Below are 20,821 nucleotides of genomic sequence, written 5' to 3' on the forward strand. Positions count from 1 at the left end.
GCACGTGGATCCGCCGAGCCGGGCTGACCGCGCCGTTCCTCCGGCGCGGCGTCTCCTTGGTGCGCCGCTTGGTGCGCCGCCTGTGCGCCGCGGGTTGTTCAGGGTGAGGGAGCGGCTTACTGAACAATCGGGCAGGCGCTGGAATCGGTGCTGCGGGGCACCAGCCGGCCGGGCCGGACCCGAGCCCGCCGGGGCGTGTGGGCTCCGGCGGCGGCAGGAATTCCCGCCCCGTTTCCACCGATCGAAGGGCGATGACGTGAACCGTATCCGCCGACTGGCAGCCGCCAACCTGGTCACTACGGCCGCTGGGCGCCGCCGGGCCACGACGACGGCCGTGACACTGACCATAGCGGCCACACTCGGGTTCGGACTCATGACGCCGACGGCGTCCGCTGCCAACGGGCCCTGCTACGACGGGCGGTGCAAGACGACCGTGTCTGCGCCCAGGACCATCAAGGTCGACAGCCGCAAGTTCGGGTTCGGGAGCCTGAAGATCACGAGCATCAGCTCCCGATCCGTGAAGATGTCGGCCGCCGGCGGAAGCCTCAGCGGCAGCACCAGCCCGGGCGGCACCGTCAAGTTCAACAACCTGAAGATCTGGGTCAAGTCGGTCTCCGGCAGCAAGGCCAACCTCCAACTGTTCCCCACGCGGTACTGAGCCTGTCTGCTGGAGGAGTGTCCGGTGTTTGGCCGGTCACGGGCTGGCTTCTTTGTGTCATCGGTCTGTACGGCGGCCGAGCAGCCGCGCACGAGACTGTCTGTCACGACCGCGACCGGCAAGCCCGTGGATCGGGCGGGCCGGCGCGGCCGTGTACAGGACGACCAACAGGGGAGCGCAGCCGTGAGTGTGCAGCAGTACGACCAGATCGGCGAGGCATTCGAGGGGTTCAAGTCCCTGCCGTTGACGCGCTATGGGGAAGTACCGAGCTTTCTGGGATTGGTCGGGGAAGTGAGCGGCAGGTCGATTCTTGACCTTGCGTGCGGCACCGGTTTCTACAGCAGGGAGTTCAAGCGGCGCGGCGCCACGGATGTGCTCGGTGTCGACATCTCCGTCGAGATGATCGCCGCCGCGCGGGACTTCGAGCAGCGTGACCCGCTGGGTGTGCGCTACGAGGTCGGTGACGTGGCTGAACTGGGTACTTTCGACCGGCGCTTCGACATCGCGGTGGGAGTGCAGTGCCTCAATTACGCCGAGGACATCGCGGCGATGGAGCGGATGTGTCGCAACATCCACCGGAGCCTGGTACCGGCTGGAGAGTTCTTCGTGTTCGCGCAGAAGCCCGACTACCGGTTCGACTGTCCCTCGCTGGAGAAGTACGGGTTCCGCTGTGAGCCGACCGGCGAGGAGATGGAGACGGGTCCGGGGGTGCGGGTCACGGCTCTCCTCGACCCGCGGCCCGTCAGCATCGTGGCCACGGCACCGCGCCGCGAGGTCTACGAGCACTGTCTGCAGGCGGCCGGATTCAGTGCGGTGGAGTGGGTTCCACTGCAGGTGGCCGAAGCCGGCATCCGTGAGTTCGGCGAGGATTTCTGGGCTGACCTTCTCGCCTACCCGCCGCTGGAGATGCTGCGCTGTCGCGCCTGACAGGCTGATCGGCTGACTGGCCAGGCCAGCGTTGTCCCGAAAGGGATTGAACGACGGCCGTGTCGTCTGCGAGGGCGGCGCCGCGACTGGAGACACCGGCAGTCCGGCGCCGCCCAACCGGCTGGCCTGGCTCAGCCCCGGCCGCCCCACGGACCGGTCTTTCGCACCGATGACAAGGCCCGAGTGGCTGTGACAAGCTGCTGCACGAACCGACCAGGGCGGCGCGTGAGGGTCAGGAATTCATGGTCGCCCGGTCGGACTCGCTGCGCAGCACGCAGAATTCGTTGCCTTCGGGATCAGCAAGGATTGCCCATCCCGAACCATCGGGATTCCGGTGATCGGCGACAAAGGTGGCACCGAGGTCCAGCAGCCGGCCCACCTCCTCGTCGCGCGACGTCTCAGGGCGCAGACACAGATGGAGCCGGTTCTTGATCGTCTTGGCTTCGGGCACCTGGTTGAAGTACAGCACCGGGCCCTCCGCCAGCAGCACCTGAGTCTCCCGGTCACCGGGTCTGTCCTCCGGATGCAGCGGACGTCCCGTCACACCGCTCCAGAACCGAGCCAGCTCGTAGGCATCCGCACAGTCGATCGCCACGTTCTGCAATATCGAGACCATGCGCGCGAGCCTTCCTGATCTCCACGCCGAACGCCACCTGTGGGTCGTCCCATCAGGGTTCCGTGCTGCCTGCTTCTGCTTGCCTGTGGGAGAGCCTGATCTGGCGGCTGACAGTGTCGATGTCCAGGACCTTTACCCGGAGGGTGTCACCGGCCCGGATGTCGAGTCGCGACGTGTCCGGGTTACCGTCGGTGAGTTCGGAGTTGCGCACCAGTCCCTCGAAGCCGTCCTCCGCCTCTTCGATGCGTACGAATACTCCGAAGGGAACGAGTCTGGTGACACGACCGGTGATCGTCTGGCCGATCTGTCCGATCAGCAGCGCCATCGGATCTTCCTGCAGAGCCTTGAGGGAGAGCGATACGCGTTCGCTGACGGGGTCGACATCGAGAATCTCGGCGCTGATTTCCTGACCAACGGTGAGGATGTCGGAGGGATGGTCGATGTGGCGCCACGACAGTTCCGGGAGATTGATGATCGCAATGAACCCGCCGATGTCCACGAAGGTGACGCCGAAGCTCGCGATATGAGCGACTGTGCCGGTGACGATCTCGCCACGGTGAAGGGTCTTGAGGAAGGCCCAGTTCCGGTCGCTCGGCGTCGGCTCGGTCCGCCATCGTGCTCGGACCACTCCGTCGCTGTCAGGCATGACGGCGGTGAACAGGGGCGCACACTCATCGGCGTACACGGGCAGGAGCGCTGCCGCGACGGCGCCGGATATCCGAGCGGCCAACTCCGGGAAGGCATCCTCGTCAGCGAGGGCGCTGTGGATCCGGCCATCACTGTCCTGCCAGACACCTTCGACGAGACCCTCGGCCGGGAGGGCGCCCAGGACCGCGTCGACATCGGAGGACAGGTCTGGCCACACGGCCAAACGGGCGCGGGGAGCGAGCCCGGCGCGCACCGTGTCGACAGTGTCCCGCGTCAGACGGTGCCACCTTGAGGCGCCCTCAAGGTATGTCTCTTCCAGCAGCCCGGCACGGCATGCGGCGACTGCCCAGCGCAGACACGCCCAGAAATCGTCGTCACCAGGCCGCTGGATCCCTTCGCCACCGGTGTCCATCTCGTAGGGAGAGGAGTCCAAGCGTTCCGGGAACAGCCCCAACGCGCGTGTTCGTGCCAATGCCTGCTCGCAGGGTTGGACGCTGCTGATGTAGAGGTACTGGTCCCATCCCACGTGGACCGCGAACGCGCCTTCCACCTCCAGCCGGCACCAGGCGCCTGTGTCGCGCAGCATGACACGCACCAGCTCCAAGGCGACTTCGAGCGATACCTGAGCTCCGTCGTGAAAACCGGTCGGGCCCCCGGGGATGAGTCCGTCCAGTCCGAAGCCGTCCACCGGGGGCACCAGGCCGAAGTGCGTGAGGGAGGGCACCTGCGGTTCACGCACGGCCAGGTGGTCGACGCCGGTGGAACTGGCGAAGGCCGCGACCGCCTGTAGATAGGCCGCCTCAACCTCGCCGTGATCGCTGGCGGTGTCCTCGGCGCCGACGTAATGCCCGTGTTCGTCACGGTCGGCGGGGTCGAACTTGGTCACACGGTAGACGTAGGGGAGCTGCACCGCTCCATCATCCAGCGGCGCTCCGCCACCCCGCCAGGTCGAGCAGCTTGGGTACAGCCGGGCCCGATTGCAGCAGCGCGTCGTGCGGCATCCCCCGCGACGGTGATCAGATCACTGGGATCTTCACGAAGCGCGTCGCCGTCGCGTACTCAGTCTCGATGCGGGCCGCCGTGGCACGGAGGTGGGGGAGGAGGTCGGTGGTGCACTCTTCCGGGGTGCGGCGGCTGGTGTGCATCGCCACGTTGACGGCCGCCACCACCCTCCGGTCGCGGTCGTGCACGGGTACGGCGATCGAGCGCAGTCCTTCGTCCAGTTCGCCTTCGTTCAGCGCGTAACCCTGCTCAGCCACCTGGTCCAGCAGCTCCTCCAGCCGTCCGCGATCGGTGATCGTACGGCCCGTCAGTCGTTCCAACGGGCCGACGCGATCCAGGACATCCCGGCGCTCGGCAGGCGGCAGCCCGGCCAGAAGCACGCGCCCCATGGAGGTGGCGTAGGAGGGAAACCGGGTGCCCACCGTGATGTTGACACTCATGACCCGGTATGCGGGGACGCGGGCGGTGTACCGGATGTCGCTGCCCTCCAGCACCGCCATGGAGGCGGAATCCTGCACCCGGGCTGCCAGGGCGCCGATGTGGGGCTCGCTGAGCTGGGCGAGCGAGGTGCGGGACATCGGTGGGAAACCCAGCTCCAGGACTCGAGGGGTGAGCCGGTATCGACGGTCTTCGGCGACCACGTAACCGGTGCGGTTGACTCGGAGGCCTGTCAACCGGTTCGGGACGCAGACGAGCGGACGCACCGAATGCCCGGTCGAGCGGATGGCTGCGACCGGGCATCTTGCCTGTGCGGCTTCAGTCGGCGGTCGGCCCCTGGAAGCGGCCGACCCAGTACGCGGTGCGGTCCAGGTACGCCGTCTGGGCCGCCTCTCCCGTCTGGCCGTACGCCCCGTTGTACGTCAGGTAGCCGTGGCCGGCCGGCGGGGTGGAGTCGGCCGGCTCGATGGAACTTCCTTCGTGCCACTCGTTGAACGAGGTGACCGACACCCAGGTCGGTGACCCGCCGATCGCCGGATCCAGGGCGTTGGACCACTGCCGGTCGTACGCCGCGCCGTCGGCGCGCTCCACGGTGGGCGTCGCGTTGCCCGGCACCGCCCGGTCGTCGATGTAGCCCGGCGCGACGGACGGGGCCCAGATCAGGCCGTGGGTGCGGGCGTAGTCGCCGGCCTGCTTCCAACCGGGGGCCGTGGCGCCCGCGATGCCGTCGTAGGTGTACATGCCGGAGAAGTGCGCGATCTTGGTGGTGTCCGTGGTCTGGGCGAGGACGATGCTCGTGTCGGTGACCTGGTCGAGTGCCGTCCAGTCGGGGATGTCGAGGCTCTGGAAGACGTAGAACGCGCCCTTGCCTCCGTGGTCCGCCGAGCGGTGGAATGCGGGGTGGCTGCCGTAGGTGCGGTTGATGTACTCGATATCGGCGGCCGTCGACGCCCCGGTGCGGCCCGAGTACGGCTCCAGATGCCAGGCCACCCGGATGCCCTGCTCCTGCGCCGCGTCGAGGACACCGCGCGCGAGCCGGTCCTCGTAGCTGTTCCGGCCCCACCAGCTGTAGACGATCACGCCGGCGCCCGACCGGGCGACCCACTTCATGTGCTGGTCGACTGCGCCGTCGAAGTCACCGGAGTCGTACGGGCCGAGTGCCGGGTAGAGGTCGGCGCCGATGTCTTCGGGTGGGATGTGTCCGCCCTGCTGCCAGTGCCGCCAGCCGCCGTTCACCGCCGGGCTCCCGTACCAGGGGTAGTAGAAGAGGTGCACGTCGTCGGACAGGGTCCCGGCGGTGGGTTCGGCGCCGAGGCTGAAGGTGTCGATGTCGAACAGGGCCCCGCCGCCTCCGGTGAAGCGCAGGAAGAGCGGGCTTGACGCGGTGCCGGTCAGGGTCGTGGTGACGGTCGTGAAGGTTTCCCAGCCTCCGGTGACCGGCACCGTCACCGAACCGAGCAGAGTGCCGCCGGCCGAGCCGGACCGGATCTCGATGGTGCCGCCCGCGCCCGCGGAGGACACCTTGGCCGTGAAGGTCTTCGCCCCCGCGGTGGTGACATTGGAGTAGCCCGCCCAGTCCCCGTTCTCGATGTAGCCGAGCGTCTGTCCGCCGCTGGCCGGGGCGTGCGCGGCCACCTGGACACCGGAGCCGACGCTGTACGACTCGGCCTCGATCTGTCCGTTGCCGGCCGGAGCCGAGCAGTTGGCCGTCGCCTGCCCGGCTGCGTACCGGACCCCGCCCAACAGCAGGGCACGGAAGGCGGGGTCGGCGTAGGACTCGATGGTGTGGCCGAGCCCGGTGTAGAAGGATCGGCCCGTGCCCTGGCTGTGGCACCAGGTGATGGGGTGGTCGGCGCCCATCGAGCCGCCGCTGTAGGTGCTTTCGTCCAGTGTCTGCAGGACGCGCACGTCGGGGCGGGTGTTGGTGCGGTAGTTGTACCACTCATCGGTGCGGGTCCAGGTCGCCCCCAGGTGGGAGGTGGCCGGGTGGGTCCGGTCCGCGTTGCGGATCGTGGCCTGCTGGATCGCCGGGTGGCTCTGGAACCAGGCGCCGACGAGCTGTCCGTAGTAGGGCCAGTCGTACTCGGTGTCGGCCGCGGCGTGCACGCCGACATAACCGCCGCCGGAGTCGACGTACGACTGCAAGGCGTTCTGCTGTGCGGAGTTGAGGACGTCGCCGGTGGTGTTGAGGAACACCACGGCCTCGTAGCTCGCGAGATTCGACACGGTGAAGGCCCCGGCGTCCTCGGTGGCCGTGACGGTGAAGTCGTTCTGACCGCCGAGCGTGCGCAGGGCGTCGATGCCGGCCGGGATCGCGTCGTGCCGGAATCCGGCCGTCTTCGAGAACACCAGGACCTCGAAGGCCGCCGCGTGTGCGGTACCGGCCGGGGTGAGCAGGGCGCCGAGCAGGCCCAGGGCCAGTGCAGCGGTGCCGTGGCGCAGTCGTCGCATCAGGATGCTCATGGTCATCGCCCCGTTCGCGCGGCGGAGGCGGAGGCGGAGGAGGTGAGCGTGAAGGTATCGACGTCGAACAGGGACCCGGAGCCTCCGGTGAAGGTGAGGAACAGCGGGCCCGATCCAGCGCCGTTGAGTGCGGTGCTCACGGTGGTGAAGGTGTCCCAGCTGCCGGTCACAGGCACGGTCACGGAGCCCAGCAGGGGCCCGGTCTGCGAACCGGAGCGGAACTGCAGGGTGCCACCCGCACCGGCCGAGGAGACCCGGGCGGAGACGGAGGCCGCGCCGGCGGTGGAGACGGAGGCGTATCCCGCCCAGTCGCCGTTCTCGATGTAGCCGAGCGTCAGACCCCCGCTCGCCGAGCCATGCGCCGCGGACTGTACGCCCGAGGCGGAGCTGTACGACTCCGCCTCCCACGGCGTGGTCGTGGTGGAGCCGGAGCCGAGCGTGAAGGCGTCGACGTCGAACAGATTGCCCTGCCCGGTCGGCCCCCGGAACACCAGGAACAGCGCGGTGGTGCCGGCGGGCGCGCCGGAGAGGTTTGCGGTCACGTCGGTGAAGGTGTCCCAGCCACCGGTCACCGGCACGGTCGCGGTGCCGAGGAGGGCGCCGGAGGCGGAACCCGCGCGTACCTGGAGGGTGCCGCCCGCGCCGCCGGATGCCACCCGGGCGGTGAACTTCGTGGCGCCCGCGAGGACATACGGCTTGAACGAGATCCAGTCGCCGTCATCGGTGAACCCGACCGTCCTGCCGCCCTCCGCCGTGGCGTGATCGGCGATCTGGATGCCGGACTGGGCGCCGAAGTGCTCGCCCTGCCGATGACGCGGTTGCAGGGTGCGCACGGAGTGCGTGGCCAGGCCGCCGGCGTCGGTGTACTCGGCGTCGAAGACACCGTACAGATTGGCGGCGCTGTCGTGTTCACCGTCGGCGGGCACGGTGAGGTTGCCCTCGCAGCCGTTCGTGGAGGTGATCGCGTGGGTGTGGCTGTCATGGCCGAGGAGATAGGTGACCTTCACCTTGGAGCAGTCGACGTTGCCATCCTCGGGGTCGCTGACCTGCACCCTGAACGGCACGGTGTCGCCGAAGGCGAACGGCTGCCCGTCCAGGGGCTGTTGGAGGGTCACCGTCGGCGCCGTGTTGCCGGCGGTCACCACCAGGCTGGCGGTGCCGGTCAGGCCCTCCGGGTCACGGACCGTGAGGGTCGGCCGATAGGTGCCCGCGCCGGTGTACATGTGGCTGGGGTTGGCCTGCGTGGAGGTGGTGCCGTCGCCGAAGTTCCAGGAGTAGGTCAGCGTCCCGCCCTCGGGGTCGGAGCTGCCCTGGGAGGAGAACCGCACGGTCAGCGGCAGGGCGCCGGAGGTGCGGTCGGCGGAGGCCCGGGCCAGCGGGTTGCGGTTGCTGCCGGCGATGTACTCGATGCGGTACAGGGCCGAGTTGTTGCTGCCGGTGCCGTAGTCCAGGACGTACAGCGCGCCGTCGGGCCCGAAGTCGGTGTCCATCACCTGGGTGCCGTTCCAGGGGACGTCCTCGATCGTGCCGTAGGAGCCGTCGCTCTTGACCTCGATGGCCTTGATCCACTGGCGGCCGTACTCGGCGGCGAAGTAGCGGCCGTCGAGGGACTGCGGGAACTTCACCTGGGAGGCCGAATTGGCGTCGTAGCGGTAGACCTCGCCGCCCATCGGGGACTCCGAGCCGCCACCGAACTCGGGTGGCGAGCCGTCCAGCCCGTACTTGATCCAGCTCGGCCTGGCCGGGGGCAGCTGGGTCTGCCCGGTGTTGCGGAAGGAGTTGTTGGCGGGCCCGCCCGCGCAGTTGTACTTGGCGCCGGAGGGACCGCTCGGGAAGGTGTACTCGTTGTACGTCTCACTCGTGGTGTTCGTGCCGGTGCAGTAGGGCCAGCCGTAATTGCCGGGCGAGGTGATGCGGTTGAACTCGACCTGCCCGCCCGGTCCCCGGTTGGGGTCGGTGCCGCCTGCGTCGGGGCCGTAGTCACCGAGATAGACCGTGCCGGTGGGCCGGTCGACGGACATCCGGAACGGATTGCGGAAGCCCATGGCGTAGATCTCGGGTCTCGTGCCGGCGGTGCCCGGTGCGAAGAGGTTGCCCGAGGGGATGGTGAACCCGCCGGCCACGGTCGGCTTGATCCTCAGCACCTTGCCCCGCAGGTCGTTGGAGTTGCCGGAGCTGCGCTGGGCGTCGAACTGGGGGTTGCGGTTGGTGCGTTCGTCGATCGGCGCGTACCCGGACGAGTCGAACGGGTTGGTGTCGTCGCCGGTCGTCAGATAGAGGTTCCCGGCCGCGTCGAAGTCGATGTCGCCGCCGACGTGGCAGCACTGGCCGCGGTCGTTGGGCACCTCCAGGACGACCTTCTCACTGGCCATGTCCAGAGTGCCGTCGGTGCCCAGCCTGAACCGCGACAGGTTGAGGTGGCCCTTCCAGGGCTCGAAGTCGGCGGCCGTACCGGTCGTGGGGGCGTCGCCTGCCGGTGTGTTGAGCTTGGGGGAGTAGTAGACGTACACATACCGGTTGGCGGCGAAGGCGGGATCTGCGGCGATCCCTTGCAGGCCTTCCTCGTCGTGCGTGTAGACGTCGAGTTTCCCGACCTGCTTCGTGTTGCCCGCGGCGTCCGTGAGGCGGATCGTGCCGTCACGGGCGGTGTGCAGGACCGACCGGTCGGGCAGTACGGCCAGGGACATGGGTTCGCCCATCTCGGCCGCGCCGGTGGCGAGTTGGACCTGCTGGTAATCGCCGGGCGGAAGATCCGCCGGGGCGGCGGAGGCGGTGGTGGCCGGGGGAGCCGCCGTGGCGACGCCGGCCAGCATGAGCGCGAGCGCGGTGAGCGTTCTCAGCCCCGCGCGAGGGCGCGAAAACATGGGGGGTTGTCCTTTCTGACGGTGACAGATGTCAGGCAAGGCGCGCGCCGGCCGCGCTTGCCGGGTGAGGTGCGGGGCACGACGACGGACCTGTCGGACCACCGCGTGGGAGCGCCGTACGTGAATTGCGCTTCAAGCAAAGGGAATTGCGACCATCTGATGGCATTTTGCATGCTGGTGGCCTCGGTCGAATATGTCAAGGCCCTGTCAAAATGCTGGGTGGAACTGACTCGCCGCCCGCTATGGGCTACGGCGTCAGAGGGTCGGCCTGTCTGGTGCCGACGTGCCCGAGGGTGGTGGCCAGGGGGGAGCGCGTGGCGATGGCCTGGAGGGTGGCGCATCAGTTCTGCGACCGTTCGGAGCGCCTCCGAACTGCTCGTCTAGGCTCGTCCCATGACCCACGGCAACCGCCTCCGCGCCCTCCTCGACACCGGACTCATGGACTGTCTCGACGCTCGCGACAAGCGGATCCTCGAGCGGCGGGCCGACCTCGCCGGTGCGGGTGAGGAGGCAGCACCGGTGCATCCCCGGGGCTGGTGGTACGCGGTGCCCGCAGACGCATACGAGGGTGTCTTCGAGGTGTTGGGGCTGCATGACCGCTTCCCCTGCACCTTGGCGGAGGGCGCCGACGTGGAGGACATGCGGCACAGGCGGGGGGCGACGCCCGTATCCATCACCCCCGAACTGGACGGGTGGCGGCTCGTGTTCGGGAATCTCGACAGCGTCGTGGGGGTGGACTGGGACGACTGGATGGGGACCGTGGAACGCCTCAGCGCGCGCTGCGGCCTGGCCCAGATGTTCTTCATGGACGGCGCCGGAGGGTCGGACGTTTGGGTGGTTGCCGAGCAGGGCCGGATCCGTCGGCGGTACGCGGCCGAGAGCGCCCCGGAGTGGATCGGCGCGCCCCTGCCCTGGGAGGAACCAGGCACCGACGGCCAGGATCTCGACGGGGACGTGCCCAACGTCGAGGGGACCGCAGGAGCCGCGGAGGCCTGCGGCGCGCTCTCCGTCGACCCTGCGGAGATCGGTACCGGGACCCGGGTACGCGGGCACGGGTGGCTCGCGCTCAGCGCGCCGGGGGTCGGGCACGAGGAGCTGGGTGTGTTGGTCTAGCCGAGCCTGGGGGCTGGAGGCGGGGGCCTGCGCTGAACTGGTCGGCGGCCCGCTGCCTTTCCCTGAACTTCCAGTTCACGCAGTACGTTGTACCGATGACCGACTCTGTGCCGCCGGGCGGCGCCGTCCTTGGTGCGGACGAACTCGACGCTCGGTGGCAGGATGCCTGGCGGCCGGAACAGGTCGCGGAGCGGTTGGCTGGGGTCGGTGCGCCCTGGTGCGTCGCGGCAGGATGGGCGCTGGACTTGTTCCGCGGACGGCAGTCTCGGCCGCACGGTGATCTGGAGATCGCGGTGCCCTCGGCGGGGTGCACGGAGATTCGGCAGCGCATCCCCGAGTACGTGTTTGACGCGGTGGGCTCGGGACGGGTCTGGGCGAGTGCGGACGCTGAGGTGCTCGCGGCCACGCACCAGACCTGGCTGCGGGATCCGGTGAGCGGTCGGTTCCTGTTCGACGTCTTCCGCGAACCGCACGACGGCGGAACATGGATCTGCCGTCGGGACGAGAGCTTGCGGCTGCCTTACGACGCGATCATCGAGCGGACTGCAGACGGCACCCCTTATCTGGTGCCGGAGTTGGTGCTGTTGTTCAAGGCGAAGACGGCACGACACAAGGATCAGGCGGACTTCGACGGGGCCCTTCCGCAGCTGAGTCAGACGCGGCGCGACGTTCTCACCGGCTGGCTGACGCGCGTGCACCCCGGACCTCCCTGGCTGGAGAAACTGGCAGGACGGTGACGCAGGTCCTGGCCTGGGCAACGCACCGCCTCCCAGGTGGACGTGACGGGCCAAAGGGCCGATGTGAAGTGCAGCTCGGCGTAGGTGGTGTGCCAGGGCAGGAAATTGGACGTGCGCCGCCTGCATGGTGCCGTAGGAGGGCACGCAGAGAGTGCGCGGGGTGCCGGCGCCTCGACAGGCCGCGAGCAGCAACCACCACATCGCTTCCGGAGCGCCCGTGCGCCCCGTCGCTCACGGCAAGTACCTCCAGGCAGGGTTCGGCCTCCCGAACGCGCAGGTACGGTGCATACGCAGGGCGCTCGTCCAACTCCTTGTCAGTGCGAAGAGAGCACATGTATAACGTTGTAAAAGTCAAGCACTGGGACTCGGCGCCAGGCTCACGGTGACCACACCGTCCCCGCACCGACCACCCGAGTCGGGCCGCTTCGAAAGGGAATGCCGTGCGGGTCAGCCTCAAGGACGTCGCCGCCCACGCGGGGGTCTCCATCAAGACCGTCTCGAACGTGGTGAACAACTACCAGCACGTCACCCCCGCCATGCGCGAACGGGTCCAGCGGTCCATCGACGCGCTCGGCTACCGGCCCAATCTGGCCGCCCGGCACCTGCGCAAGGGCCGCACGGGCATGATCGCCCTCGCCCTGCCCGAACTCGGTAACCCCTACTTCGCCGAACTCGCCGCCGCCGTCATCGATGCCGCAGCCGCCCACGACTACATCGTGCTCCTGGACCACACCGGGGGACGCCGCGAACAGGAACTCCTGGTCAGCCAGGGCTTCCGCGCACGCGTCATCGACGGACTCATCCTCAGCCCCATCGAGTTGGAGACCGAAGATCTGCGCGACCGAGCGGAGAACGTCCCTCTGGTGCTGCTCGGCGAGCGTGACTACGACCTGCCGTACGACCACATCGCCATCGACAACGTCGCCGCGGCCCGCGCCGCCGTCCGGCACCTGGTCGGCCTCGGACGCCGGGAGGTGGCGTTCATCGGCGACCGACGCGGCCGCAGCGAGCCCGCACAACTGCGCGTACGCGGCTGGCGAGAGGAACTCACCGCAGCCGGACTGCCCGCCGACGACGGACTTGTCGCCGCCACCGACGGCTGGGGACATGCGGACGGCGCGGCGGCCATGACCCGCATCCTCGACTCCGGCCGGCGGCCCGACGCGATCTTCGCCTACAACGACCCCATGGCCATCGGCGCGATGCGCGTGCTGCACGAGCGCGGACTGCGCGTCCCCGAGGACATCGCGGTCGTAGGCTTCGACGATGTAGTCGAAGGGCGTTTCGGCGCGGTGACGCTCACCTCCGTTTCGCCGGACAAGGAGGCAATCGGCCGACTTGCCGTGGAGTCGGTGCTCGCCCGCCTGGGCGGTGAGGCTCCCGAACCCCGCCGTGTCTGGGCGGACTACCGCCTGGTCGAGCGGGAGAGCACCGTCGGACGCGGGGCGGCGAAGGACGGGCCTCAAGCCTGACCCGCCCGTAGTCAACTAGGCCGTGAAACACGTCAGTTGCTCATCCGACACGGCGAGGTCAATCGGCGTGCCGCCGTCAGGCGGGTTTGAGTGCCGCGTCAGGCGAGTTCGGACGCCCCGTCTTCGCCCTTCGCCCCCGCCCCAGCCTCCGCCGCCGGGCCCAGCACACCGCAGGGCACTGCACAGCGCCCACCGAGGTCGACGGTCCTCCCCGATATGCCAAGGCCCGCCCCAGCGTTCCGATGCTCGCGCCCCTTCGGCGCGCGGCGGCCAAGCCCCGAGGGCGTCACATCCCTCCCCGCAGCGGCAAAGACCCTGGCCGCCCTGGGCCCCAAAGCCGTACGGGAGTTGATGCCCGCCGCGAGAGCCGGCCATCGAGCAAGCGCTTCCCCCGTACCCCCGCCTCCTCGCGAAGCGCACAGGTGTGCGCACAGGGGGTTTACAGCATCCTTCCAACGATGTAAAAACCTCCTTGCAGCGGGCTCGACAACGTTGCCCGCCGGGGGAGATGCACCGTTTCTGCTCATGCGTCAGCTCCCCAGTTCCCTTTCAGCGTCGCCCGGATCGGGGTCACCATGCAGCGCACCACTCACCGCCCTCGTCTCCTCGCCCGCCCCGGGGCCGTGGCCTTGGCCGCCGCGGTCGCCCTGACCGCCGGCGCTTGTGCGAAGTCGGAGGACGACGCGTCGAAGGACACCAAGTCCCCGGCGGCAGCCGGGGCCGAACAGAAGGTCGTCACGCCGAAGCCGGGCAGTAAGACCTGCGCCATCGACACTTACGGCGCTGAGAAGCTGGATCTGAAGAACGCGACCGTGGGCTTCTCCCAGTCGGAGAAGGAGGCCAACCCGTTCCGCATCGCCGAGACCCAGTCCATCAAGGACGAGGCGAGGAAGCGGGGCGTCAAGTTGCTCACCGCCAACGCCCAGTCGCAGTTCTCCAAGCAGATCAGCGACGTCCAGGACCTGCTCGCCAAGGGCGCCGACCTACTGGTGATCGCCCCGCTCAACTCCGACGGCTGGGATCCGGTCCTTCAGGCCGCGGCCGCCAAGAAGGTCCCGATCGTCACGATCGACCGCAAGATCAACGCCACCGCCTGCAAGGACTATGTCTCCTTCATAGCCTCCGACTTCGTCGAGCAAGGCCGCCGCGCCGCCGACCGGATGATCGAGGCGACCGGCGGCAAGGGCGAGGTCGCCATCCTCCTCGGCTCGGCCGGGAACAACGTCACCACCGAGCGCACCAAGGGCTTCAAGGAGCGGATCGCCGAGAAGGCACCGGACTTGAAGGTCGTGTTCGAGCAGACCGGTGACTTCGCCCGTGAAAAGGGCCAGCAGGTCACCGAGCAGCTCATCCAGTCGAAGCCCGGAATCAAGGGCGTCTATGCCGAGAACGACGAGATGGGGCTCGGCGCGGTGGCCGCGCTGAAGGGCGCCGGCAAGAAGGCGGGCGACGTCAAGATCGTGACGGTCGACGGCACCCGCAACGCCGTCCAGGGCATCGTGGACGGCTGGATCAGCGGCGTCATCGAGTCCAACCCCCGGTTCGGCCCGCTGGCGTTCCAGACCCTGGACACCTTCACCAAGGGCGAGAAAGTCCCGCAGGACGTCATCATCCAGGACAGCGCCTACGACGCGGACAACGCGAAGACGGAGATCAGCAAGGCGTACTGACCACCGGGGGGCACGGGCAACCGTGCCCCCCTCGCCTTCCCTTCACCACGTTCCGCACCACTCCTCCTGGAGGCACAGGTGGCACCCCCCGCCGAAGTCCTCGCCGTCCGTGGACTCAGCAAGAATTTCCCCGGCGTCCGGGCCCTGGACGACGTGGACCTCACCCTGCACGCCGGTGAGGTCCACGCCCTGATCGGCGAGAACGGCGCCGGCAAGTCGACCCTCATCAAGCTCCTCACCGGCGTGTACCGCCCCGACGCCGGCGAGATCACCTTCCAGGGCAGCAAGGTCTCCTTCGCCACACCCCTGGAGGCGCAGAAGGCGGGCATCTCGACCATCTACCAAGAGGTCAACCTGATCCCGCTGCTCAGCGTCGCCCGCAACCTCTTCCTGGGACGCGAACCGCGCAACCGCTTCGGTGTCCTGGACGTCGCACGCATGAACCGGGAGGCCGAGGAGACCCTGCGCGGCTACGGCGTCCGCGTCGACGTCCGCCGACCGCTGCGCACCCTCGGAGTCGGCGCCCAGCAGATGGTGGCCCTGGCCCGTGCCGTCGCCACCGACGCACGCATCGTCATCATGGACGAGCCGACCTCATCCCTCGAACCGCGCGAGGTCGAGACCCTGTTCTCGGTGATCCGGAGGCTGCGCGACGCGGGCATCGCCGTCGTCTACGTCAGCCACCGCCTGGACGAGCTCTACGCCGTGTGCAGCACGGTCACCGTGCTCCGCGACGGCCGGCGTGTCCACCACGGCCGCCTGGCCGACCTCGACCGCCTCGCCCTCGTGTCCACGATGCTCGGCCGGGACCTGGGCGAGGTCCGCGAGGAGGGTCTCACCAAGTTCACCGGTGACCACCAGGCGGCCGACACCGAACCGGTGCTCGACGCCAAGGAACTGACGGCGCCGCACAAGCTGCACGGAGTGTCCCTGAGCATCCGGCCCGGCGAGGTCGTCGGCCTGGGAGGACTGCTCGGCTCCGGACGCACCGAGACCGCGAAGGCCATCTCCGGTGCCCTGCCCGTCCGTTCGGGCCGCGTCACCGTGGCCGGCGTCCCGCTGCGCGGCGGTTCGGCACCGGCCGCCATCCGGGCGGGCGTCAGCCTGCTGCCGGAGGACCGCAAGAGCGAGGGCATCGTCCCCGGCCTTTCGGTCCGGGAGAACATCGCGCTCGCCGTCCTGCCCCGCCTGTCCCGCTTCGGCCTCGTCTCGGAGGCCCGTGTCGACAGCGTCGTCGACACCTTCGTCAAGCGGCTGCGCATCAAGGCGTCCTCGCCCCACCAGAAGGTCGGTGAACTGTCCGGCGGCAACCAGCAGAAGGTGCTGCTCGCTCGCTGGCTCGCCATGAACCCCAAGGTGCTGCTGCTGGACGAGCCCACGCGCGGCATCGACGTCGGCGCCAAGGCCGAGGTGCAGAAACTCGTGGACGAACTGGCCGCCGACGGCCTGGGCGTCCTGCTCATCTCCTCCGACCTGGAGGAACTGATCGAAGGGTCCGACCGCGTGGTCGTACTGAAGGACGGTGCCGTCGTCGGCGAACTGACCGGGGACGACGTCACGGAGGACAAGCTGATGCGAACCATCGCCGGGGACGCCGCGGTGGAGCACCTGGCCAAGGAGGTGGCCGCCGATGGCTGAGGCCGCCCTCCGCACCGCCCCGCTGGACAAGGCCCGCGCGCTCCAGTGGCTTCAGACCTACGGCGTCTACGCGGGCGTGACGGCGCTGCTCGTCGTCAACACCGTCATCACACCGCACTTCCTCTCCGCGGAGAACTTCCGCACCCAGGCCGTCCAGGTCGCCCCCGTCATCATCGTCGCCCTCGGCATGGCCCTGGTCATCGGCACGGAGGGCGTCGACCTGTCGGTCGGTGCCGTGATGGCGCTGGCGGCCTCCGTCACCGCGCTGTACCTCGGCTACGGACTGCTGCCCGCCCTGCTCGTGGTCGCGCTCTTCGCCGCCGGGGTCGGACTGGCCAACGGCGCGCTGGTCGCGTTCGTGGGTGTGCAACCCATCGTGGCGACCCTGGCGCTCATGGTCGGCGGCCGGGGCCTCGCCCTGGTGCTGCTGCCCCAGCTGGAGGACCTGCGTAATCCCTCCCTGGCCTCCCTGGGTTCCGGCGACGTCCTCGGCATCCCCTACCTGATCCTGATCGCCGCCGTCCTGGCCCTGCTGGTGGCCTTCGTGGTGCGCCGCACCACCTTCGGACGCCAACTGCTCGCCATCGGTGACAGCCGCCCGGCCGCGCAACTCGCCGGGCTGCCGGTGCGGCGCGTGCTGATCACCGTGTACGTCGTGTGCGCGCTGCTCGCCGCCGTGGCAGGTGTGCTGGCGACCGCCCGCCTCCAGGCCAGCGACCCGACCTCGCTCGGCAACCTCATGGAGCTCTCGGCGATCACGGCCGTCGTCGTCGGCGGTACACCGCTGACCGGCGGCCGGGTCAACATCACCGGCACCGTGGCGGGAGCCGTACTGATCCAGCTGCTCACCGCCACCCTCATCAAGCACGATCTGCCGCCCTCCTGGACCCAGATCGCCCAGGCCATAGTGATCGTCGCCGCGGTCTACGCGGCACGGGGACGGGGGAAGCGATGACCGTAACGAAAGCGGACGCACCCGTGACCACCGCGAACAACGAGCCGACGGGGGAGACCGAACCGATCGGCTCCGCGCGCTCCGAGAGGCTGAGCGCCCTGATCCAGCAGCACGGCGCGCTGGCCGTGCTGGTCCTGGTCTCCCTGGTGGCGTCGTTCTCCTTCGACGCCTTCGCAACCGGCGACAACATCGGCAACATGGCGACCAGTTCGGCCTTCCTGGCGATCGTCGCCCTCGGCATGACCTTCGTGATCATCACGGGTGGCATCGATCTGTCCGTCGGCTCGCTGTTCGCCCTCGGTGGCGTGCTGGCGGCCTGGGGGTCACGCCACGGCACCCTGGTGGCCCTGCTGCTGCCGCTGGCGGTGTGCGGACTGATCGGCGTCGTCAACGGCCTGCTGGTCGCCCGCTCCCGCCTCGCCCCGTTCATCGTCACGCTCGCGGCCATGCTGGGCGCGCGCGGCCTGCTGCTGGCCATCACCGACGAGGGCGCGGACACCTTCCTGATCGGCAAGGGCTCCTTCCTCGCCGAACTGGGCCAGGGCACCACCCTGGGACTCGGCAACCCGGTGTGGATCACCCTGGCCCTGTTCGTCGCGGGCGCCGTGGTCCTGCGCCGCACCCGCTTCGGACAGCACGTCTACGCAGTCGGCGGCAACGAGGACGCGGCGGCCCTGATGGGCGCCCCCGTGGCCCGTACCAAGATCCTCGTCTACACCCTGTCGGGCCTCCTCGCCGGCCTGGCCGGCGCACTCAACGCCGCCTGGCTGGCCTCCGGCGTCACCATCCTCGGCAACGGCATGGAACTGGAGGCCATCTCCGCCGTGGTCATCGGCGGGACCCTGCTGACCGGCGGTCTCGGCTACGTCAGCGGCTCACTCGTCGGCGTGCTGCTGCTGAAGGTCATCCAGAACGTCATCAACCAGATCGGCTCCCTCGACTCCTCCTACCAGCAGGTCGTCAGCGGCGCCTTCCTCGCCGTCGTCGTCATCGCCCAGACCTGGCTCGGCCGCAGACGGCAACTGATGTGACAAGCCCCGGACCCGTCGGCCGAGTCCTCACGGCCCGGCCGCCGGGTCCGGTTCCAGGCGGCCGGGCTCCCCTCCGGCCGTCGCCCGCACGCGCACGTCTCCCACCCCACGACTCAAGGAGGCACGATGCGTCGAGTACCCGCAGGCCGAAGGCCGTTCGCCTGGCTGAGACGGCGAGCGCGGTGGGCGACCGCCGCGCTCGCCGCGCTCGCCGCGCTCACCCTGGTCGGCGGCACGGCACTGACAGCCACCGGATCCGCCGCCGCCGCGCCCCGGGCGTGGGCACCCAAACCGTCTCCCATGACCACCCCGTGGACGAACCAGGTCCCCACCGACAACCCGCTCCCCGCATACCCCCGCCCCCAGCTGACCCGCCCCGACTGGGCCAATCTCAACGGCATCTGGGACTTCGCCGTCACCTCGGCGGACGCCGGACAGCCGGCCGCCTTCACCGAGCAGATCCGCGTGCCGTTCGCCGCCGAGTCCGCGCTCTCCGGCATCCAGCGCAAGATCACCCAGAACGACAAGCTCTGGTACAAGCGCACCTTCACCGTCCCCTCGAACTGGAACGACCGCCGCGTCCAGCTGAACTTCGGCGCCAGTGACTGGCGAACGACCGTATGGGTCAACGGTCGTCAGGCCGGAGCCACCCACAGCGGCGGCTTCGACGCCTTCTCCTACGACGTCACCGAACTCCTCAGCGGCGGCACCAACACGATCGTCGTCTCCGTCTGGGACCCCACCGAGACCGGCGGCCAGGCTGTCGGCAAGCAGCGGATCCGTGACGTGGCCCCGCACCCCGGCGGGGGCATCTTCTACACCGCGGCGTCCGGCATCTGGCAGACCGTGTGGCTCGAACCGACCGCCTCCGCGCACATCGCCCGCCTCGACCTGGTGCCGGACGTGGTGAACAGCCGCCTCAAGGTCACCGTCCGAGGCGCCGGAACGAGCGGCCACCAGGCCCGCGTCACCGTCTCCACCGGCGGCACCACGGTCGGCACCGCCACCGGCCCGGTCGGCACCGATTTCACCGTGCCCGTCCCGAACCCGCACCTGTGGACCCCGGAGGACCCCTTCCTCTACGACGTGAAGGCCGACCTGCTCTCCGGCAGCACGACCGTCGACTCCGTCGGCAGCTACACCGGCATGCGCTCCATCGGCATCGCCCGGGTCGACGGCGTCCTGCGCCCGGTCCTCAACGGCAAGTTCGTCTTCCAGACCGGCACCCTGGACCAGGGCTACTGGCCGGACGGCATCTACACCGCGCCCACCGACGCCGCCCTGCGCCACGACCTCCAGAAACACAAGGACCTCGGCTTCAACATGGTCCGCAAGCACATCAAGGTCGAACCGCAGCGCTGGTTCTACTGGGCCGACCGGCTCGGCCTGCTGGTCTGGCAGGACATGCCGTCCATGGAACACACCCCCGACGCCGCCGCCCGTGCCCAGTGGGAGGCCGAGTACGACCGCATCATCGACCAGCACCGCAGCTCACCGTCCCTGGTCATGTGGGTCAACCAGAACGAGGGCTGGGGCCAGTACGACCAGGCCCGCATCGCCGACGAGGTCAAGGCCTACGACCCCTCACGCCTCGTCGACAACATGAGCGGCGTCAACTGCTGCGGCGCCGTCGACGGCGGCAACGGCGACGTCGTCGACCACCACGTCTACGTAGGGCCTGGCATCACGGTGCCCAGCTCCACCCGCGCCGCCGTGCTCGGCGAGTTCGGCGGACTGGGCTTCAGGGTTGCCGGCCATGAGTGGTACCCCGGCGGCGGCTTCAGCTACGAGGACCAGCCCGACCTCGCCCACCTCAACAACCGTTTCGTGGGCCTCATCGACGCCATCCGCGAGGTACGCATGCCCCGCGGCCTGTCCGCCTCGGTCTACACCGAGATCACCGACGTCGAGAACGAGGTCAACGGCCTGCTCACCTACGACCGTCAGGTGGTCAAGGTCGACGAGGCCCGGGTGCGCGCCGCCAACCGGGCCCTCATCGACGCCTCCCGCGGATCGACGGCACCCATCACCCTGCCCACCAACCAGTACAAGTCCCTACGCGTGACGACCCCGGGCCACACCGGCCGGTTCGTGCGCCACAAGGACGGAGCGGCCTTCACGGAGGTCGTGAGCAGCGGCAGCGACGTCCTGCTGAAGAACGACGCCACCTGGAAGATCGTCCCCGGACTCGCCAACCCCTCCTGCTACAGCTTCGAGTCGCGCAACTACCCCGGCGAGTACCTGCGCCACCGCGAGTACCGCGTCCACAAGGAAGCCGGCAGCGGCGACCTGTACCGGGCCGACGCCACCTTCTGCCCCGTCCCCGGAGTGAACGGGGGAGTGCGGCTGTCCGCGTACAACTTCCCGGAGCAGTACCTGCGCCACTACAACGCCGAGTTGTGGCTCGCCACCCCGGGCGGCACCCACACCTGGGACACCTCCGCCCTGTTCACGGAGGACACCACCTGGGCCGTGGAGGGACCTTGGGCGCCGTGAACGGGGAGCAGCAGGCCAGAGCGGGCGGCGCTGTCACTTGACGCCGCCGCCCGACTTCCGGCGCGGGTGATCCGACAAGGGCGACGTAGGGCC

The 20,821-nt window shown here is 69.3% G+C and carries 16 protein-coding genes; 10 read left to right on the forward strand and 6 right to left on the reverse strand.

All coding sequences use genetic code 11. The annotated features are described in order from the left end of the window. The first annotated feature begins 256 nt into the window (after positions 1-256). Both ACZ7L5_RS32555 and ACZ7L5_RS32560 read left to right on the forward strand, forming a co-directional pair. Positions 257-658, forward strand: a complete 402-nt coding sequence (locus ACZ7L5_RS32555; protein WP_471521265.1) for a hypothetical protein — start codon at positions 257-259, stop codon at positions 656-658. Positions 659-841: 183 nt separating this feature from the next. Then, complete coding sequence (locus ACZ7L5_RS32560) at positions 842-1,585, forward strand: class I SAM-dependent methyltransferase (RefSeq protein WP_471521267.1); 744 nt, start codon at positions 842-844, stop codon at positions 1,583-1,585. 232 nt (positions 1,586-1,817) lie between these two features. On the opposite strand, the gene ACZ7L5_RS32565 is transcribed toward ACZ7L5_RS32560, so the two are convergent. From ACZ7L5_RS32565 to ACZ7L5_RS32585, 5 genes are all read right to left on the reverse strand, one after another. Then, a complete protein-coding gene (locus tag ACZ7L5_RS32565) occupies positions 1,818-2,201 on the reverse strand; it encodes a VOC family protein (RefSeq protein ID WP_471521269.1) in 384 nt (127 codons plus the stop codon). Between the two features lie 52 nt (positions 2,202-2,253). Next, on the reverse strand, positions 2,254-3,537 hold the full coding sequence (locus ACZ7L5_RS32570; protein ID WP_471521271.1) for a S1 RNA-binding domain-containing protein: 1,284 nt from the start codon (positions 3,535-3,537) through the stop codon (positions 2,254-2,256). 328 nt (positions 3,538-3,865) lie between these two features. Next, positions 3,866-4,429 (reverse strand): IclR family transcriptional regulator domain-containing protein, encoded by a 564-nt coding sequence (locus ACZ7L5_RS32575; RefSeq protein WP_471521273.1) that lies wholly within the window; start codon positions 4,427-4,429, stop codon positions 3,866-3,868. 178 nt (positions 4,430-4,607) lie between these two features. Further along, positions 4,608-6,740, reverse strand: a complete 2,133-nt coding sequence (locus ACZ7L5_RS32580; protein ID WP_471521532.1) for a glycoside hydrolase family 99 protein — start codon at positions 6,738-6,740, stop codon at positions 4,608-4,610. Positions 6,741-6,754: 14 nt separating this feature from the next. Next, a complete protein-coding gene (locus tag ACZ7L5_RS32585; protein ID WP_471521275.1) occupies positions 6,755-9,616 on the reverse strand; it encodes a carbohydrate-binding protein in 2,862 nt (953 codons plus the stop codon). Positions 9,617-10,009: 393 nt separating this feature from the next. Between ACZ7L5_RS32585 and ACZ7L5_RS32590 the strand changes: the two genes are divergently transcribed. Both ACZ7L5_RS32590 and ACZ7L5_RS32595 read left to right on the forward strand, forming a co-directional pair. Further along, on the forward strand, positions 10,010-10,729 hold the full coding sequence (locus ACZ7L5_RS32590) for a hypothetical protein (protein WP_471521277.1): 720 nt from the start codon (positions 10,010-10,012) through the stop codon (positions 10,727-10,729). 95 nt (positions 10,730-10,824) lie between these two features. Beyond that, entirely contained in the window at positions 10,825-11,466 is a 642-nt protein-coding gene (locus ACZ7L5_RS32595) for a nucleotidyltransferase domain-containing protein (protein WP_471521279.1), read from the forward strand. Here ACZ7L5_RS32595 and ACZ7L5_RS32600 read toward each other — a convergent pair. Further along, on the reverse strand, positions 11,382-11,720 hold the full coding sequence (locus tag ACZ7L5_RS32600; protein WP_471521534.1) for an undecaprenyl diphosphate synthase family protein: 339 nt from the start codon (positions 11,718-11,720) through the stop codon (positions 11,382-11,384). The two genes, ACZ7L5_RS32595 and ACZ7L5_RS32600, sit on opposite strands and share 85 nt — an antisense overlap. A 186-nt stretch (positions 11,721-11,906) precedes the next feature. Between ACZ7L5_RS32600 and ACZ7L5_RS32605 the strand changes: the two genes are divergently transcribed. The 6 genes from ACZ7L5_RS32605 (at position 11,907) to ACZ7L5_RS32630 (ending at position 20,728) form a co-directional block, all read left to right on the forward strand. After that, a complete protein-coding gene (locus tag ACZ7L5_RS32605; protein ID WP_471521281.1) occupies positions 11,907-12,938 on the forward strand; it encodes a LacI family DNA-binding transcriptional regulator in 1,032 nt (343 codons plus the stop codon). Positions 12,939-13,513: 575 nt separating this feature from the next. Further along, positions 13,514-14,608, forward strand: a complete 1,095-nt coding sequence (locus ACZ7L5_RS32610; protein ID WP_471521283.1) for an ABC transporter substrate-binding protein — start codon at positions 13,514-13,516, stop codon at positions 14,606-14,608. Between the two features lie 78 nt (positions 14,609-14,686). After that, the gene (locus ACZ7L5_RS32615; protein ID WP_471521285.1) at positions 14,687-16,246 is read left to right on the forward strand and encodes a sugar ABC transporter ATP-binding protein; all 1,560 of its coding nucleotides are present in this window, start codon (positions 14,687-14,689) and stop codon (positions 16,244-16,246) included. Continuing rightward, positions 16,239-17,201 (forward strand): ABC transporter permease, encoded by a 963-nt coding sequence (locus ACZ7L5_RS32620; RefSeq protein ID WP_471521287.1) that lies wholly within the window; start codon positions 16,239-16,241, stop codon positions 17,199-17,201. Before ACZ7L5_RS32615 ends, ACZ7L5_RS32620 begins: the two co-directional genes overlap by 8 nt. Beyond that, positions 17,198-18,232, forward strand: a complete 1,035-nt coding sequence (locus ACZ7L5_RS32625; RefSeq protein ID WP_471521289.1) for an ABC transporter permease — start codon at positions 17,198-17,200, stop codon at positions 18,230-18,232. Before ACZ7L5_RS32620 ends, ACZ7L5_RS32625 begins: the two co-directional genes overlap by 4 nt. A gap of 126 nt (positions 18,233-18,358) precedes the next feature. Then, a complete protein-coding gene (locus tag ACZ7L5_RS32630) occupies positions 18,359-20,728 on the forward strand; it encodes an AbfB domain-containing protein (protein ID WP_471521291.1) in 2,370 nt (789 codons plus the stop codon). Positions 20,729-20,821 lie beyond the last annotated feature (93 nt).

The organism is Streptomyces sp. NPDC107528 (genome assembly GCF_055639295.1).